The organism is Psychrobacter sp. Sarcosine-02u-2 (assembly GCF_002836335.1).
Lineage (GTDB): Bacteria > Pseudomonadota > Gammaproteobacteria > Pseudomonadales > Moraxellaceae > Psychrobacter > Psychrobacter faecalis.
In genome coordinates this window covers 1-17,248 of the sequence record NZ_PJBX01000169.1, presented here as the reverse complement: position 1 = coordinate 17,248, position 17,248 = coordinate 1, and the positions used below count along the sequence as shown (strand labels likewise).

General features: G+C 44.2%; 12 protein-coding genes. 3 read left to right on the top strand and 9 right to left on the bottom strand.

Features of this window, described 5'->3' with window-relative positions; all coding sequences use genetic code 11:
* Positions 1-70: 70 nt before the first annotated feature.
* Positions 71-868, top strand: a complete 798-nt coding sequence (locus CXF58_RS09575) for a 4'-phosphopantetheinyl transferase family protein (RefSeq protein ID WP_102077350.1) — start codon at positions 71-73, stop codon at positions 866-868.
* 114 nt (positions 869-982) lie between these two features.
* Here CXF58_RS09575 and CXF58_RS09570 read toward each other — a convergent pair whose 3' ends face one another.
* Positions 983-1,864 carry a hypothetical protein gene (locus CXF58_RS09570; RefSeq protein WP_102077349.1) on the bottom strand — a complete coding sequence of 294 codons (882 nt, stop codon included), beginning with the start codon at positions 1,862-1,864 and terminating at the stop codon, positions 983-985.
* 615 nt (positions 1,865-2,479) lie between these two features.
* Between CXF58_RS09570 and CXF58_RS09565 the strand changes: the two genes are divergently transcribed.
* Positions 2,480-3,238 (top strand): IclR family transcriptional regulator, encoded by a 759-nt coding sequence (locus tag CXF58_RS09565; RefSeq protein WP_068404183.1) that lies wholly within the window; start codon positions 2,480-2,482, stop codon positions 3,236-3,238.
* A gap of 285 nt (positions 3,239-3,523) precedes the next feature.
* On the opposite strand, the gene mmsB is transcribed toward CXF58_RS09565, so the two are convergent.
* The 8 genes from mmsB to CXF58_RS09525 all read right to left on the bottom strand — a co-directional run bounded on the left by mmsB (position 3,524) and on the right by CXF58_RS09525 (position 15,482).
* Entirely contained in the window at positions 3,524-4,498 is a 975-nt protein-coding gene (gene mmsB, locus CXF58_RS09560; RefSeq protein WP_102077348.1) for a 3-hydroxyisobutyrate dehydrogenase, read from the bottom strand.
* A gap of 96 nt (positions 4,499-4,594) precedes the next feature.
* Positions 4,595-5,827, bottom strand: a complete 1,233-nt coding sequence (locus CXF58_RS09555; RefSeq protein ID WP_102077347.1) for an enoyl-CoA hydratase/isomerase family protein — start codon at positions 5,825-5,827, stop codon at positions 4,595-4,597.
* A 57-nt stretch (positions 5,828-5,884) separates the two neighbouring features.
* The gene (locus CXF58_RS09550) at positions 5,885-6,667 is read right to left on the bottom strand and encodes an enoyl-CoA hydratase (RefSeq protein ID WP_102077346.1); all 783 of its coding nucleotides are present in this window, start codon (positions 6,665-6,667) and stop codon (positions 5,885-5,887) included.
* 79 nt (positions 6,668-6,746) lie between these two features.
* Positions 6,747-7,907 carry an acyl-CoA dehydrogenase family protein gene (locus tag CXF58_RS09545; RefSeq protein ID WP_102077345.1) on the bottom strand — a complete coding sequence of 387 codons (1,161 nt, stop codon included), beginning with the start codon at positions 7,905-7,907 and terminating at the stop codon, positions 6,747-6,749.
* Positions 7,908-8,101: 194 nt separating this feature from the next.
* Complete coding sequence (locus CXF58_RS09540) at positions 8,102-9,586, bottom strand: CoA-acylating methylmalonate-semialdehyde dehydrogenase (protein ID WP_102077344.1); 1,485 nt, start codon at positions 9,584-9,586, stop codon at positions 8,102-8,104.
* A 322-nt stretch (positions 9,587-9,908) separates the two neighbouring features.
* Positions 9,909-12,005 carry a propionate--CoA ligase gene (locus tag CXF58_RS09535; protein WP_227514919.1) on the bottom strand — a complete coding sequence of 699 codons (2,097 nt, stop codon included), beginning with the start codon at positions 12,003-12,005 and terminating at the stop codon, positions 9,909-9,911.
* A gap of 312 nt (positions 12,006-12,317) precedes the next feature.
* A complete protein-coding gene (locus tag CXF58_RS09530; protein WP_068404173.1) occupies positions 12,318-13,982 on the bottom strand; it encodes a fatty acid--CoA ligase in 1,665 nt (554 codons plus the stop codon).
* Between the two features lie 315 nt (positions 13,983-14,297).
* Positions 14,298-15,482 (bottom strand): MFS transporter, encoded by a 1,185-nt coding sequence (locus CXF58_RS09525; protein ID WP_068404230.1) that lies wholly within the window; start codon positions 15,480-15,482, stop codon positions 14,298-14,300.
* A gap of 438 nt (positions 15,483-15,920) precedes the next feature.
* Between CXF58_RS09525 and CXF58_RS09520 the strand changes: the two genes are divergently transcribed.
* Positions 15,921-16,964, top strand: a complete 1,044-nt coding sequence (locus tag CXF58_RS09520; protein ID WP_068404171.1) for a dienelactone hydrolase family protein — start codon at positions 15,921-15,923, stop codon at positions 16,962-16,964.
* The last annotated feature ends 284 nt before the right edge of the window (positions 16,965-17,248 follow it).

Genomic DNA, 17,248 nt, shown 5'->3' with positions numbered 1-17,248 from the left:
CGTAATTTAAAGAAGCCCAGCAATCTATTGCTGGGCTTTTCTTATTCTATTCACATTCTACAGATAAATTATGTCAACTTTAAAATTACGTGATATTGACTACCAACAACTTGACGCTACTACTTGGTATGCGTCAGCTCAGATTATCACGCCTTGTTTTTTAAATTATCCCGTTTTACTCAGCGATTTACCGCTGTTATTTAATCCCAGTCTATTTTTAAATACGAGCGTGGAAAAATTGCGCCACATGCAATGGCAATATCGCATTCCTACCGTGTCTCTATCCACACGCGAGATAGCTCATCGTCAGCGCCAACAGCAGCGCACTGGCGTACGATTATTATTACAATCACTACTTAATAAGCTAGAGATGATTGATACCTTGGATGATGCAAGTTTTCCATATCGACTTGCCAATAGTCAATACTACGTCTGCTTTAGTCATACTGGCGCCCATAACAAAATTATTTCTAATCAGCATAAAAAAAATAAACCTTTCGATTATTTAGACAATAAAGTCGCGGTTGTTATAAGTGCTCATCGTCCTATAGGTATTGATATAGAAATAAATGCCGTTAAATGGCAGGTCGCGCAGCGCTTCTTCCATGCCAATGAGATGGCTATCTTGCAGACCTTACCACCCATGCAAAGAAATGTAATCGCCAAGCTACTATGGCAAATAAAAGAAAGTTTTATTAAGGTTTTTCAGTATAAGCTGGCACAAGGATTAGGAAAGGACTACTCTTACCTTATTGCTGATTTAATAAAAGGGGCTACAAGCAACTCACCTTTACTGGACATTAACGACAATAAAAGCAATTACCGTATCGCTCTTTTACGTCATCAGCAAACCGTGATTGTTTATTAAATATTTCCTAATGCTTTTAAAAAAATGAGTGAGAACTATATTTTAGACCAAAAAAAACGACCCTAAAAAGGGTCGTTTTTTTGTTCTAATGACAGTATTTACACTGTGATTAGATTAGAAACGGTAAGTTGCACCAAGTTTAACGATTGGCATCCACTCAAGATAATTCTCGTCTTCTAATTCTTTCTTGATTTGCTCTTCAGCACGTGCACCGTTAGCACCGTTAGCATTAACAGTTGCTGTTGTCTTACCAAGATACGCAGCACCTAGCTCGCCAAATACACCGAAGTTGTTAGTGATGTTAGGACGGAAACCAATAGTTAAGTAAGGAGCTAGCTTGTTACGATGCTCAAGATCAGCTTGCACGCCACCAACTTCTGTAATATCGCCACGCGTTAAATCAACTTGATCAGCATCAGGCGTACCTACGAAGTAACGAGCGCCGTCAACTGGATAGTAGCCATTATCGCCTGCATCTTTAGCATTAGCAGTCGCTGTGATTTCGTTATCAGGAACGATGATACCAGCACCCATAGTGAACCAGTTACCAGCAGGACGCAATTGCACACCTAGATACGGGTTGCTAAAGTCAGTGTCAAGATCATAGTTTACATCGTTTGCATCAAAATCACCGCCGAATAAGTCAGCAGCGTCGCCACCTGCCCAACCAGCTTGTAATTCAGTTTTCTCGTTTAGAGACCAACCGATGTTAGCACCATAACCTAGAGTACCAACTTCAGCACTAACAGATGCTGGGTTAACAGCTGTTTGGAAGAAAGTTTTAGTACCACCAACTACAGCACCAGTAGTATTGCGTACGATACCAGCATCAGAGTTATATGCGTAAGCAGGTTCTGCTTGGTAGGCAACAGCCACTGGCTCAGCTTTGTACACTACTGCATCGTTGTTATCAACAACGATAACTGGTTCAGCTGCTAGTGCAGCAGTAGATGCTAATACAGCAGCAGAAATTGCTGTTAATTTAATAAGTTTCATAAATACTCTCCTAAAGTGTGAAATAACTCGCCCGTAAAAAAATGATAATTTAACTTTTTTATAAACAACCATTTTGTTGAGCAGATTAAAACAATTTTGGCTTAAAAAGTCACCCCCATGAATGCGCTTTTTATTTGCCGTTATGTAAAGATTGCATAGATATTGTAATATTTACTACACCAACCTGCAAAACTTCGATTTCCTGTTACACAATACTCTCAAAGCCACTGAATAGTCAGAACATGAATATTGAATCGCTTAACGCTCATGTAAAGGTATTACAAAACATGTCAGTATAATGGCCTACCTCCCCCTTTAACTCAATTACAGTTATAGAGTTTATTACTACAGTTTGTTGTGGTTTGTGAGCTAACGTATCTAATGCTACCCAAAATAAGATCTAGAACAGAAGTGCGGGAAATTAGTCTGAACTATAAAAACGTAAATATATCGTTTACATCTAATAAGATAGCTTGTTTGAGTGCGTTATTATGCTAAATTAGAGCTATTAATAGATGTCTTTTTAGTATTTGCATTTTTGGACTTTTCATTAGCGTATTAATGATTTTTTTCTACTTTTCGCTTTACCTTTATTATTCTTATTGAGCCATTTTTATGCCAAAAGTTTCGTCGATTACCCGTGTTTTAGAGATTATCGAAGCGGTGTCTTATGCGTCAAAACCCCTCTCACCACTTGAACTGTCGCAAGAGCTTGATATCCCAAAACCTACTATCCATCGCTTGATTCAAAACTTAGTCGATGAAGGGTTTGTGACCGTCGATATTGGCGGCGGTATTATTCCTGGCAAGCGGGTGCGTAATTTGAGCGTTGAGCTTTGGCAGCAGCGTCAATTTTTTAATGAGCGGCAAATTATTTTACAAAAATTGGTTGACGAGATTAAGGAGACTTGCGGTATCGCCATTCCTTACCAGATGGACATGATGTATACCAATCGCGCTAACACCTCGCTGCCTTTGCAAATATATCTGCCTGTCGGCGCGAAATCACCGATGTGGTGTACGGCTACGGGTAAGCTATATTTAAGCCAGTTGTCTGCAACCAGCCGCGCTAAAATACTACAAGGCCTACCGTTAGATAAATTTACCAAAAATACGATTACTGATATTGATACATTAAATGCCGAGCTTGATCGTATCGCAGAGACAGGCATTGGTATCGATAATGAGGAATTTATCTCAGAGATGGTAGGGGTGTCAGTGCCTGTGCTAGACAAAAAATCTCGCTATCTGGCGTCGCTATATATCCACGCACCAACCATTCGCGTGTCATTAGATGAGCTAATGGAGCATGTGCCGCGCTTGCAAAAGGCAGCGCATGATATTCAAGCATTGGTGTATGAGCTACAAAACTAGAGTGTGTAACATTAAGAAGAATGTGACTGAATAAAAAGGTCTGCGTTATAAAACTAGCGCAGACCTTTTTTATGCTTTGTTAATAACATGATGATAAATATAGTGAGTGAAAAGTAATATCGATACATCACGCACTGCTGATATCAATTTTTCTTGCTTGCTGTGCCTGCGCAGACAGAGGCTACAAAAAATTGATATCAGCAATACCGTCGCGTTTTTAGGATATTTTGACTATAGAAACACACTCTATGCAAAACTGATTAAGGATTTGAAACGTTTCGTACTTTAAGACAATACCGAACTGTCATGTCGCGCCATGATGCTAGAAAAATCTTTATCGCCATTTTCTACTGTGTGAGATTCATAAAGCTCAGTAGCTTTCGCTCCCATCGGCGTTTCAACATCGGTATCCTTAGCCGTTTGCATCGCAAGGTTAAGGTCTTTTTGCATGAGCTTACTCATAAAGCCGCCTTTATAACCGTTGCTAGAGGGCACATTTTCCATCACCTGCGGATAAGGGTTATAGACTTCTAGTGTCCAGTTACGGCCCGAGCTTTGGAGCATGATATCTGAGAGTACTTTTGGGTCTAGGCCGTTTTTTACGCCTAAATTAATCGCTTCTGCCGTTCCTGCCATGAGAATGCCTAACAGCATATTATTGCAGATTTTCGCCACTTGTCCGGCACCATGCTCGCCTGCATGAAAGATGTTTTTGCCCATAACGGCGAGTATTGGTTCGGCTTTAGCGAATGCATCGTCACTACCACCGACAATAAAAGTTAAAGTGCCAGCAATGGCGCCTCCTGTACCACCGGAGACTGGCGCATCTAAGAAGTCGATACCAACCTTACTTGCTGCTTCTGCCACCAATCTTGCATCAGCTGCTGCGATGGTACTGCTATCGATGACCAACGTACCCTTAGGTAATTCTGCTAGTAAACCATCAGCGCCATTATTTCCTAGATAAACAGAATGGACGTGCTTGCCCGCAGGCAACATGCTAATGATAACTTGTGCATTGCTCGCCGCATCTTTAGGACTATCAGCCACACTGGCACCTGTTTGCTGCAAGCGCGCGGTTGCCTCTTCAGATAAATCATAAACCGATAGCGTATAACCTGCCTTTAACAAGTTCTCTGCCATCGGTGCGCCCATATTGCCAAGCCCAATAAAGGCTATATTTGGCTTAGTAGTATGATTATCGCTCGCAGCGGTATTACTTGTGTCTTTATTACTTAAATTCAAATCCTTTGTACCCATCTCATCGCTCCTTGATGATTGCTTATGCAGACAGTGCTACACATAGTTTTACGTTTTTTAATTTATACCTGATTCTTATAATGAGCCGATAAGCTCTTAGCGTACAAGCTGGCTGCCTAAAGCGTCTTCACCCAACCAATCGCCTAACGGATGCTCACCTTTAGCATAAGGATTCACAAAGTGCTGATGTATATACGCCTGCCCTTCGCTATTGAGACAGTCTGCCAGTGAACGTGACCACTGCGGATTGCGGTCTTTGTCAATCAGTAGCGCACGTACGCCTTCTTTAAAATCAGGATTGGCGGCACAATGCACAGCTACGTTGGTCTCTAAATACAGGACTTGCTCAAGCGATAAGTCGGTGACTTTGTGGTAAAGCGCATAGGTCAAAGCGGCAGTTACAGGGCAGCCGTGACGATAAGTAGCTACTGCGCGCTGCGTCCAGCTATCTGCTGCAAAGTCTGTATCTAATTTTTCAAGCGCTTCGTCACTTTGTAGAAGTGCATCAATATCTCCTAAGCCGCCGCTGTTCATTAATTGCTGGATAGGTTTCCAATATATCGCAAGCTTACTTGCAGGCAACTCAGCAACAGGCTGTGCGGTAAGCGCACGACTAACGATACTATGAGCGCTATTATTATGATATTTATCATTGTTGTCAGCTGCTCCTTGCCAATTACTCTGTTTTAAACGTTGTATGACAGCATCGTAATCACTACTGGCAACAGCATACTCTGCAAGATTGGCTAATAAAGCGTCACTGCCATTACACATCGCACCTGTTAGCCCTAAGAACAAACCTGTTTTAGCAGGCATGCGCTGCAAGAACCAACTACCAGAGGCGTCAGGGAACAGTCCAATGGTCACTTCTGGCATGGCAAAGCGCGTGCGCTCGGTGACTAAACGATGACTACAACCTGCCATCAGACCCATGCCGCCACCCATGATAATGCCGTCACCCCAGAGGATTAATGGCTTTGGATAAAAATGCATCTGCCGATACAAACGGTATTCATGACCAAAAAACTCTGTCGCATAAGGATTCGGTAGCGGCACACTGCTGGACATGCTGTCATACAGCTTACGGATATCACCGCCAGCACAAAACGCCTTGTCACCTGCCCCTTTTAACACCAATGCCACTACCTGATCGTCGTTTTGCCACTGCTCTAGCTGCTTGGCTAATAATTGACACATCTCAACGCTGAGCGCATTGAGAGACTTTGGCGTATTTAACATCATTATGCCAATCAGGTGACCGCACTCTGTCGGCTCAGTATTGAATAGGACCGGCGCTTCTTGTTCTATGTTTTCTGTTACTGCTGTCATAAAAGAGACCTACCAAAATTAAAATGAGTAAAGTAAATATTAAGACATCCCTACAGGCTATTTATTTTGCCAATTGGGTGTGCGCTTCTCTAAGAATGCTTGTACGCCTTCGCGCTGATCGTTGGTGTCGAATAACTTAACAAAAGCTTCACGTTCATGGATAAGGTTTTGGGCAGGCGGGGTATTTCTTGCCGCTTGGATAAGCTGTTTCGAATAACTGACCGCCACAGGTGATTGCTTAGCGACTTTTTGCGCTAAGGCTTGCGCCGCTAATAAACCGCCACCCTTTGCCGTGACTTCTTCGACTAAGCCAATGCGCAATGCTGTCTCGGCATCGACGCGCTCACCGCACAATATCATCCGTTTTGCCCAGCCTTCACCAACCAGTAAAGGTAGGTTTTGCGTACCGCCTGCACAGGGCAATAAGCCCACGCCCGTCTCTGGTAACGCCATCTGTGCATGCGCTTCTGCGATACGAATATCACAGGCCAGCGCGCACTCAAGTCCACCGCCCATCGCATAACCATTGATAACCGCGATGCTAACGCCGCGATACGCTGATAGCGCTTCGAACGCTTCACCAAACGCGATAGCCATACTTATCGCACGTCCTTTATCACCGTCTGAAAAATTATTTAAATCCGCACCTGCTGAAAAGAACTTTTCCCCATCGCCATGGATAATTAAGGCATAAACAGCATCATTGGCATTGAGGTCAGTGACCAGTTGCTTGAGCGCTGGCAGACTGTCCATCGTCCAGGTATGGGCTGGTGGGTTATTCAGTGTGACGGTAGCAATATGGCCATCGATTGAGAGCTTTAAATTGGTATAATCGGTCATGGAACATCCTTGTTATTATCTTTCTATAAAACGGCTTTATTCAAAACGCTTAATAAAGCAGTTTTATAATATTGTTGGGCTAGCGTAATTGACTCAACGCATCATCTTGCATAAGCTGGCGCGAAACAATCACCCGCATAATCTCATTGGTGCCTTCCAAAATCTGATGCACGCGTAAATCTCGCACATGGCGCTCAAGCGGATATTCATTGAGATAGCCATAACCACCATGCAGCTGTAAGGCTTCATTGGCAACATCGAAACAAAGATCAGTAGACAGACGCTTTGCCATGGCACAGTAGGTAGAGGCTTGCGCGTCATTATTATCGATTTTGCTAGCCGCTAAATACAGCATTTGCCTTGCAGTAATGGTTTGGGTGAGCATATCAGCAAGTTTAAACTGTACTGACTGTAAGCTGGCAATCGGGCTGCCAAACTGGCTACGCTCTTGCACGTAATTGGTCGCGGTCTCTAGCGCCGACTGCGCCGTGCCAACTGCACAGATACCGATATTGATACGACCGCCATCTAAGCCTTTCATCGCAATACGAAAGCCTTGGCCTTCCTCGCCGATGAGATTTTCTGCTGGTACTTTGACATTTTTAAAACTAATCGTTCGCGTTGGTTGCGCTTTCCAGCCCATTTTATGCTCGTTTTTGCCATATTCGATACCAGCGCTGTCAGCGTCTACCACAAATGCAGAAACCCCTTTTGGTCCTGCGCCGCCTGTACGCGCCATGACCACTAACACGTCAGTCGAGCCTGCGCCTGAGATAAAAGTTTTTTCGCCATTGAGTACATAATAGTCGCCTTGCTTGTCGGCTTTGGTGCGTAATGAGGCGGCGTCAGAACCGGCATTCGGCTCAGTTAAGCAATAGCTACCAAGCCATTCACCGCTGACCATATTGGGCAAATACTTTTTACACAAAGCATCGCTACCATATTCACCAATCATCCAGCTCGCCATGTTATGGATACTCATATAAGCAGCGACTGCCGTATCACCCCAGGCCAGCTCCTCAAACACCATGGCAGAATCTAAGCGTGGTAGCCCTAAGCCATCATATTCTGAATTGGTATATAAGCCCAAAAACCCAAGCTCGCCGGTTTTTTTGATGACATCGACTGGAAAGTGCGAAGTACGATCCCATTCAGCCGCGTTGGGCTTTAACTCTTTTTGTGCAAACTGTCTGGCAGTTTGGCGAAAGGCGATTTGGTCTTCGGTCAATGAAAAATCCATAGGGTCATCCTTGTGCATGTATAGCAAATATGGGAAAAAAGGTTATAAGCCGTCAGTCTACCGTGGTTTAAACCGTGCTGGTTATACAGTATAGCAGCGCTATAACGACAATCATAAATCATGCTTTTGCTAAAAAACACTGAGCAAGAGTGTCGCTATGTTGCTTGGACGCTGCAAATATAGTCGATTGACGACTACATTGAAATAGTGGTATTGACGCTGCGGCTTGCCTCGTCATCAAACCAGCGGGCAGTGACCGTTTTGGTTTGGGTATAGAACTGTACCGCTTGCTTACCATAAGGACCCAAATCGCCAAGCTTACTGGCACGTGAGCCTGAGAATGAGAACATCGGTAGTGGCACAGGAATTGGCAAGTTAATGCCGATTTGACCGACCATAATATCCTGTTGAAATTTATGCGCAGCAGCGCCTGACTGAGTGAAGATAGCCGTACCATTACCATTTGGATTGGCATTGAGCAGCTCAATCGCTTCATCAAGGTCGGCTGCACGCATGATACACAGAACAGGCCCAAAAATTTCTTCTTTATAAATTTGCATATCCGCGGTGACGTTATCAAAGATAGTCGGCCCTACAAAGTTGCCCTTCTCAAACCCTTCAACCGTGATGCCGCGACCATCAAGAAGTAGACTGGCGCCCTCTTCTACCCCCGTACCAATCAGATGCTCGACACGCGCTTTTGCGGCAGGTGAAATGAGCGGACCTAAATCCTTGTTGTTTTTGCCTGCTGAAACCACTAAGCCTTCTGCTTTGGCTTTGATATCGTCAATCCATTCATCTGCTTCACCCACTAGCACCACGACCGACAGCGCCATACAACGTTGACCGGCTGCACCAAAGGCGGCACCCGCTAGCTGATTGAGCGTTTGTTCTTTATTGGCATCAGGTAGGATAACGCCATGGTTTTTCGCACCCATCATACACTGGGCACGTTTGCCAGATTGACTAGCGCGCTCATAGACATGCTTGCCGACGTTGGTTGAGCCAACGAATGAAACTGCTTTGATATCTGGATGATCGCAAATGGCATCAACGGTTGCTTTACCGCCGTGCACGACGTTTAACACGCCTTCAGGGACGCCAGCTTCAACTGCCAACTCAACCAAACGCATGGTTACCATCGGATCTTGTTCAGAAGGTTTAAGGACAAAGGTGTTACCCGTCGCAATCGCCATTGGGAACATCCATAGTGGAATCATCGCGGGAAAGTTAAATGGCGTGATACCAGCACAGACACCAAGTGGCTGCCAGATACTATAGGTGTCGACGCCTGTTGCGACGTTTTCAACGAAGTCGCCGATTTGCAGATTGGCAATACCTGCGGCATGCTCGACCACTTCTAAACCACGAAATACATCACCGCGCGCATCAGCAATGGTTTTTCCCTGCTCTGCGGTTAAGATTTCTGCCAGCTCATCCATATGCTCGCGAATCAGTTCTTGATACTTTAAAAAAATACGCGCACGTGTGGTGATAGGCGTTTTACGCCATGTCTGAAACGCTTTTTGGGCGGCAGCGACGGCTTGATTGATTTCATCGTCAGTCGTTTGCGGAACTTTGGCGATGACTTCTTGGGTGGCGGGATCTGTGATATCAATCCATTCGCTGGTATTAGAATCAACAAATTGACCATCGATAAGCTGCTGAACGTGATGCATAAGATATCCTTATCTTGTTTGTTTGCTCACCATTTAATGGTGGGCCAGTATTTATAAAAAAGTATTCATACAAGTATATTGTTAAAAGGGATAAAAACTGTCCATTATTACCCTTTAAATATTTTTTTAAAATGATTTATTTCGTATCGTTATTGACTATAGCAATAAATCAATTTTAGGGTCAAGCGCTTTATCAAACTTTTATTTGCGATAATCGCCATCTATGAAATTTATCGGTCTAAAAACCAAAAAGCCCATGATGGTACATGAGCTTTTCCCGATATTAAGATGACTGAATTTTTTCAATTAATACGCTATTAGATTAATAATCTTTCATCGATTTTTTAATCGCATCAATCGCCGTTGGATTGTCAAGCGTTGACATATCTCCCGTTTCATTACCTTCCGCTAAAGCACGAATAGCGCGGCGTAAGATTTTGCCAGAGCGCGTTTTGGGTAATGCTTGCGGGAAATAAATCGCCGCTGGACGAGCGATACCGCCCAAGGATTTTACTACTGCACCAATCACTTGCTGCTCAATACGGAAACGGTTTTCGGTCGTCGCCACTTGCTCATGGTCTTTTAACACACAAAAAGCAATCGGCAACTCGCCTTTTAATTGATCTTTGATACCCACGACCGCACATTCAGCCATCTCTGGATGAGTACTGATGGCCTCCTCAATCTCTTGCGTGCCAATACGATGACCGGCGACATTAATCACATCATCGGTGCGTCCTAAAATATAAAAATAGCCGTCGTCGTCGGTCACTGCATAATCTGATGTAGAGTAGTGCTTGCCATCAAACAGACCAAAATAGCTGCTGATAAAGCGCTCGTCATTACGCCATACGGTCGTGAGACAACCAGGCGGCAGTGGTGCGCGAATGGCGAGCAAGCCCTTTTCGCCAGCTTTACAAAGCTCGCCGGTTTCTTCATTGATGACGTGCGCATCATAACCATACATTGGATAACCGGGCGAGCCTTGTTTGTGCGGTTTATGATTAAATTTGGGCGTGTTACTTAGGATTGGCCAGCCAGACTCTGTCTGCCAATAATGATCTAAAATCGGCACCCCTAAATGCTTGGTCAACCAATTGGCCGTTGATTCATCGAGTGGCTCACCTGCCAAAAAGAATGATTTAAGGCTAGAGACATCATAGCGCGTCATCCACGTTTCATCTTGTTTTTTCAGCATACGTACACCCGTAGGTGCAGTAAATAGAATATTTACCTTATTTGCTTCGACAATCCGCCACCAAATACCTGGGTTTGGACGATGCGGCAAGCCCTCATACATAACACTGGTCATGCCAGCGAGCAATGGCGCATAAATGGTATAAGAATGCCCAACTGCCCAGCCGATATCTGATATCGCCCAAAAAGTTTCGCCGGCTTTGCCATCGTAGATATAATCTATCGACGTCGTTAGCGCCACTGCATGACCGCCGGTATCGCGCTGCACACCCTTTGGCTTCCCAGTGGTGCCTGAAGTATACAGAAGATACGACGGCGTATTGGACTCTAACCAAACTGGCTCAACAATGGCGTTGGCCTCACAACTGATACGGCGCTGGGATGCATAATCGACATCGATAGATTTTTTCTCGAACGGCAACACGCCACGATTGACCACTAGTACATGCTCGGGCTTGATTGTCGCTTGCTCAACACCTTGATTGACAAGGCTTTTATAATTAATCACTTTGCCGCCGCGTAGACCTGCATCGACAGTGATGACCATTTTTGCCTCGGCATCATCCATACGGATGGCCAAGTTATAGGCAGCAAAACCACCAAATACCACCGAATGTACCGCACCGATACGCGCACAGGCTAGCATGGCATAAGCGGCTTCTAAAATCATCGGCATATAAATGATGACGCGATCGCCCTTCTCGATACCATGACGCTGTAGCACATCGGCGAAGTAATTTACTTCTTTATAAAGGTCGTTATAAGTCAGGCGCCGCTTAGTATAATCGGTATAAAGCTCAACGTTATTGCCCAAATCTTTAAAGGCATCGACTACGGCAGGAAAAGTTTCTATCAACTCTTGGTTAATCTCAGAGGATAGCCAAATAAAAGCATCTTGCTCGGCGCGCTCTGCAAGGTGGCGATCGACACAGTTGTAGCAAAGATTGGTTTCACCGCCAACATACCATTTAGCAAATGGCAGATTGCTGTCGTCAAGAATTTGCTCAGGCTCTTTATGCCAATAAATCCGCTTGGCTTGCTCCGCCCAAAACTGCTCTTTATTATCAATAGAGGACTGATAAATATCAGCAAAGCTTTGCGCGCTATTAAATGATGGGGGAGAATCTTGGCTAGAGGATTGATTAAGGTTTTGATTATTATTGTGATTTATAGCTGGCTGGCTAGTTTGTTGAGAATTTTGACGAATGGCTTGCTCGTTCATAATGGCTGTCCTTAGCGTAAACGATGGGTAATGCTGTACGTTTTTATAAAAAACAAGGTTATAAGAAGCGATGTTATAAAAAGCGCTTTTATAAGAAATTATTTTATAATATGACGCTTTATAAGATACGCTCTTATTCAATACTATCATAATATAAAACTGGCTGTCCCTGCCAAAACTGAAAAACCGATACGTTATGTATCGGTTTAAAATGTAGCAGAGCTAGGGATAAAGGTCAACTACTACGCATGTCAGCCATTTGATATTTTGCTTAACGCAAGCGTTTTAGACAGCTGACTATTTAATGAAGTCTTATTTCTGCTCATCATACATTTCGCGCATGACTTTTTTATCATGTTTACCAACCGAGGTTTTTGGTAGCTCATCGACAAACTTAAACTGACTTGGCACGCCGTATTTAGGAATAATTCCCCGCGCTACCGCCTGTTCAGCAAGCGCTTTGATGTCATCGGCGTTAGTATCTTGGCAATTAGGTTTGAGTACAATCAAAGCTAGCGGACGCTCGCCCCATTGCTTATCGCGGATGCCAATCACTGATACGTCAGCGACTGCGGGATGCAAGGATAAAATCGTTTCAATCTCTAACGATGATATCCACTCGCCGCCTGACTTGATGACGTCTTTTAAACGATCGGTGATTTTAATATAACCATCGGGGCGCATATAGGCGATATCTTGGGTATGCATATAGCCATTTTCCCACAGCTCTTTACCAGCATCGTCATTTTTTAGATAGCTTTGGGTTAGCCAAGGCGCGCGCAGCACCAACTCGCCGGTATTGTCTTTGCCCGTACCGACGGACTCATTATCAGTATTCCATATTTGCGCATCGACCATCAGTACTGGCTTACCCGTCATACAGCGGCGGGCAATATCTTCGTCCTCAGACATCTCAGGCTCATTGAGACTAAATTCTGTCAAGCTAATCAGCGGCGCGGTCTCAGACATACCGTAGCCAGTATAAACCTCAATATCTTGCGCCAGTGCGGCTCTTGCTAAACCTTCAGTCAGTTTCGAACCACCGATAATCATTTTTAAACCATTAAAATTGGCATCGCGCTCTTGTGCTTCTTTGAGTACCATCTGCAAAATCGTTGGTACGCAGTGGGTGATACTGACCTTTTCATTGATAATCAAATCCATTAACACGTCAGGTGCGTAGCGTCCGGGATAGACTTGTTTTAAACCAACCATGGTGGCGGTAAACGGGAAGCCCCACGCATGAACGTGGAACATCGGCGTCATCGGCATATAAACATCGCCGTAACTGACGCCTTGTTTATTGGGCAGCATACCCAAGGTCGCGGCTTCCGTCAGACTGTGCAAGACCAGTTGGCGGTGGCTAAAAAACACCCCTTTTGGATCGCCTGTTGTACCTGAAGTATAAAAAGTCGTGGCAATAGTGTTTTCATCAAAATCTGGGAAATCAAACTCGCTACTGGCGGCCTCTAACAATGCTTCATATTCTCCAGTGACGCGATTTTGATTACCGCCAAAGACGCCTTCATGTGACACGCCATTGTCATCAAGCCAAATAATATGCTCAATGCTAGAGTTTTCAAACTGATAGTCTTTCACCAATGGCGCAAATTCAGAGTTTAGTAGCAATACTTTTGGCTTAGCATGATTGATGGTATAGAGGATTTTTTCAGGTGATAGGCGGATATTGACGGTTTGCAAAATATATTCTGACATCGGTACGGCGAAATACGATTCTAAGTAACGATGACTGTCCCAATCCATCACCGCAATCACATCACCGGCATCAAGGTTTAAGTCGGCTAAGACATTGGCTAAACGATTGATACGCTCAAACAACTCTTTATACGTGAGGCGTTTTTTATCGGCATAAATAATTTCTTGCTCTAGCGACACTGTTTTGGCACGGTTTAAGAGTTGCTTGACGATTAAGGGATAATCGTAGGCTGACGGCGCGCTATGATAAATATTTGACATAAATTTGACTTCCTTGTGGGTGATTTTAATTATTTTAAAGCACTTTTAATAGGGTTTAAGAAACATATAAAAACAGAGCATTTTTATCGGTATACGCGTGGCTATTATTGATGGCAATACTTATCGTCATTCTTGATAAGCTTCATTGATAGTAAGAAAAAACCTAGGCTATGTAAAGCGTGCTTGCGTAAGTCGCTGACGACTATAGGTTCTTTGATTGACGTTTAAATACTTGGGTTATTGTGTTATGGCAAGTTAGGTTATAGGGTCAAGTAATGTTAAAAATGTGATGTTAAAGGGTAGTAAAAATCTATATTACTCCGCGCGAGCCGCTGTTTTGACCATCCCAATACTAGCGACCAATAACGCTAGCACTTGTACAAACAATAACAACCAAACCGTCAGCGACCATTGCCCACGCGCGTAAGCGATGCCGCAGAGCCACGCACCCATCGTGCCGCCCGCATAATAACCCATATAATATAAGCCTGAGGCCAATGAGCGTCCTTTTTTGACATTGACCGCAATATAGCTGATGGTGGCCGCTTGGGTAATAAAGACGCCACTGGACATGATGGCAAGCCCCAGTACGATGCCCCAAAGCGGTGTCACGAGAGTTAAGAGCACGCCAAACATCGAGATAATAACTGCCACGCGAACCGTACGTGCCGAACCAAAGCGGCGCAGCAACGTCGTCGATAATGGCGTGATGACAACGCCAATTAAATACACCGCAAAAATATTGGCAAGCGCACCTGTGCTTAATTCATAAGGTGTATCGGCCAAATGTAAATTAATAAAGGTAAAACAGCCAACCAACGAGAACAACACGCAAGCACCAAGCAAACAGGAAGTGACAACATAGCGATTGACCAAATGCTCACCGAGGGTCTGCATGGCTGAGCGAAAATTAGGATTAGCAACGAAGTGCCGTGATGCGGGCAGCATTTTACCCACCCATAGCGCCCCGATCAGCGTCATACCTGCCATCACATAGTAGCCAGCGCGCCAACCGATAAGCTCGTGCAAGTGCCCAAGTAAAAAGCGCCCCATAAAGCCGCCGAGCACCGACCCTGACACATAAAATGACATCAGCTCAGTGAGCGCCCGTCCCTCAAACTCTTCGCCGATATAAGCAATCGTCACCACCGTAATACCGGGCACAGACAATCCCTGCATAAAGCGCCACATGCCCATCCAGCCGATATTTGGACTTTGGGCAATTAACGCAGTGGGTATCGCTAAAAACAATAACGCCCCAACGATAAATGACTTGCGTCCTACTGCATCAGACAGCATGCCCAAAAATGGGGACATGATAGCAATTGCCAATATGGTGGCACCAACAATCATGCCCGCCTGCACCTCAGTTGCAGTGAAATCCATCATCAAGACCGGTAAAATAGCTTGAATAGAATAGACCTGCAAAAAAGCAAACATCCCAATCAAGCCAATCGTCAGCTTAAGTACCCATGAAGGCGCGGCAAAGGGTGTGTTGATACGGCGATTGCTGACGCTATTATCTTGGCTAATACCAGCGGCTTTGCCATTAACATCGCTATCATTATTTATACTGTTATTTATATGATTGTTCAAAGTATGACTTACTATATTGAGTGCTTTTTTAGCTAGAGCTGACTTTTGTGCTAGCTCGTACTAAATGACGCATGGGTGATAGAAATAAGTGGTAGCAATTACATCATGCCTACCATAAAACTTATAACGGACTATAAAAAGATGCCTGATTGGTGATTTTATCATAGCAAATACCAGACTCAGGTTTCGGTATGTTATTCACGCCAGCTTTTTAAATGCGGCTTTATAAAAGCCGTTTTAGCACTGGAGAGGTGACTGTTATTTTTGACAGTGAATAGATTACTGTCTACTATTATTTTGCTTTGCTATTAAAACCAACCATCATCTAACAGACCCTTTATCATGTTAAACAACCCTTTTTATCTAAGATTGATTACCCTAACCGGCACACTGATTATTTCTGTGAATATGACAGCAATCGCAGCACAACCAACAGACTCAATTCAAACCCTTTCAATTAAAGAGCAATCAACCGTTACCTTACCAACCACAGCAACCAAAGCGACTTCAAACGAAACATTATTAACCCCTGCATCATTAGCCAAAGTTCCTGCAAGTAAAGCAACTTTAACCACCACAACATCTACAGCTTCCAGATCAAACTGTATCGCTGATAGTGTCATTACCGCAGCTGAGCTGTCAGCTACGCGTGATAACGGTCCTTTTACTGTGGCGAGTAAAGCCGTTCCCCGTCAGCTGGCCAATGGCTTCGGCGGCGGCACCATTCATTATCCTACCAATGCTGGAGACTGCGGCCTGTTAGGCGGCATCGCAGTGATTCCCGGTTATGTGTCTTATGAAGCGTCTATTAAATGGTGGGGTCCGCGTCTGGCATCTTGGGGATTTGTGGTGATTACTATCGACACCAACTCTATTTATGATGACCCAAATAGCCGTGCAACGCAGTTGAGCGTCGCCCTCGATCATATTCTGAGCGATAGTACGGTAGGTGCGCAAATAGATAGCACACGTTTGGGCGCCATCGGTTGGTCGATGGGTGGTGGTGGCGCGCTGCAGTTAGCAACCCAGCGCAGTGACGTTCGCGCCATTATTCCGCAAACGCCCTATCATGATGAAGACTACGGCATTATGGACACGCCCGCGTTATTTATTACCTGCCAAAATGACCGCATTGCCTCTAATAAAAAGTACAGCAGTGCGTTTTATAATCATGCTGCTGGGCCAAAAATGAAGCTTGAGATAAAAAACGGCAGCCACTTTTGTCCAAGCTATCGCTTTAATGAGATATTACTCAGCAAACCGGGTATTGCTTGGATGCATCGCTACATCAATGGTGATACTCGCTTCGATAAATTTTTATGCCATAACGAAAACTATGGCAACAGCCCTCGTATATCCGCTTACGATTATAAAGATTGTGGATAAGCACTGCTCTTAAATCGCCTTGCATTTAATACTTTTCCTCACTTATCTTTTTTAAACTTACATATTTATAGTGCTGATATCCTTTTGCTTACAGACTTTGCATGCTCAAAAAATCATAATCAAAAACTATGCATATTTATTGCTATAGTCAAGGAATTTTAGAATCGCTACAAGGTGACCGACCGCAGATAGTACATTGAGTACATCTAGGGTGGGCAACACCGTAGCGGTTTAAAAGTGCTGTGACTATATGACTAACAATTAAAAAAACTCATAAAATAATG

Coding starts and splice junctions, on each gene's coding strand:
- CXF58_RS09545 (WP_102077345.1), bottom strand. CDS start 7,907: ATGGATTTTTCATTGACCGAAGACCAAATCGCCTTTCGCCAAACTGCC.
- CXF58_RS09530 (WP_068404173.1), bottom strand. CDS start 13,982: ATGTCAAATATTTATCATAGCGCGCCGTCAGCCTACGATTATCCCTTA.
- CXF58_RS09575 (WP_102077350.1), top strand. CDS start 71: ATGTCAACTTTAAAATTACGTGATATTGACTACCAACAACTTGACGCT.
- CXF58_RS09570 (WP_102077349.1), bottom strand. CDS start 1,864: ATGAAACTTATTAAATTAACAGCAATTTCTGCTGCTGTATTAGCATCT.
- CXF58_RS09555 (WP_102077347.1), bottom strand. CDS start 5,827: ATGACAGCAGTAACAGAAAACATAGAACAAGAAGCGCCGGTCCTATTC.
- CXF58_RS09540 (WP_102077344.1), bottom strand. CDS start 9,586: ATGCATCACGTTCAGCAGCTTATCGATGGTCAATTTGTTGATTCTAAT.
- CXF58_RS09565 (WP_068404183.1), top strand. CDS start 2,480: ATGCCAAAAGTTTCGTCGATTACCCGTGTTTTAGAGATTATCGAAGCG.
- CXF58_RS09520 (WP_068404171.1), top strand. CDS start 15,921: ATGTTAAACAACCCTTTTTATCTAAGATTGATTACCCTAACCGGCACA.
- CXF58_RS09535 (WP_227514919.1), bottom strand. CDS start 12,005: ATGAACGAGCAAGCCATTCGTCAAAATTCTCAACAAACTAGCCAGCCA.
- CXF58_RS09550 (WP_102077346.1), bottom strand. CDS start 6,667: ATGACCGATTATACCAATTTAAAGCTCTCAATCGATGGCCATATTGCT.
- mmsB (WP_102077348.1), bottom strand. CDS start 4,498: ATGGGTACAAAGGATTTGAATTTAAGTAATAAAGACACAAGTAATACC.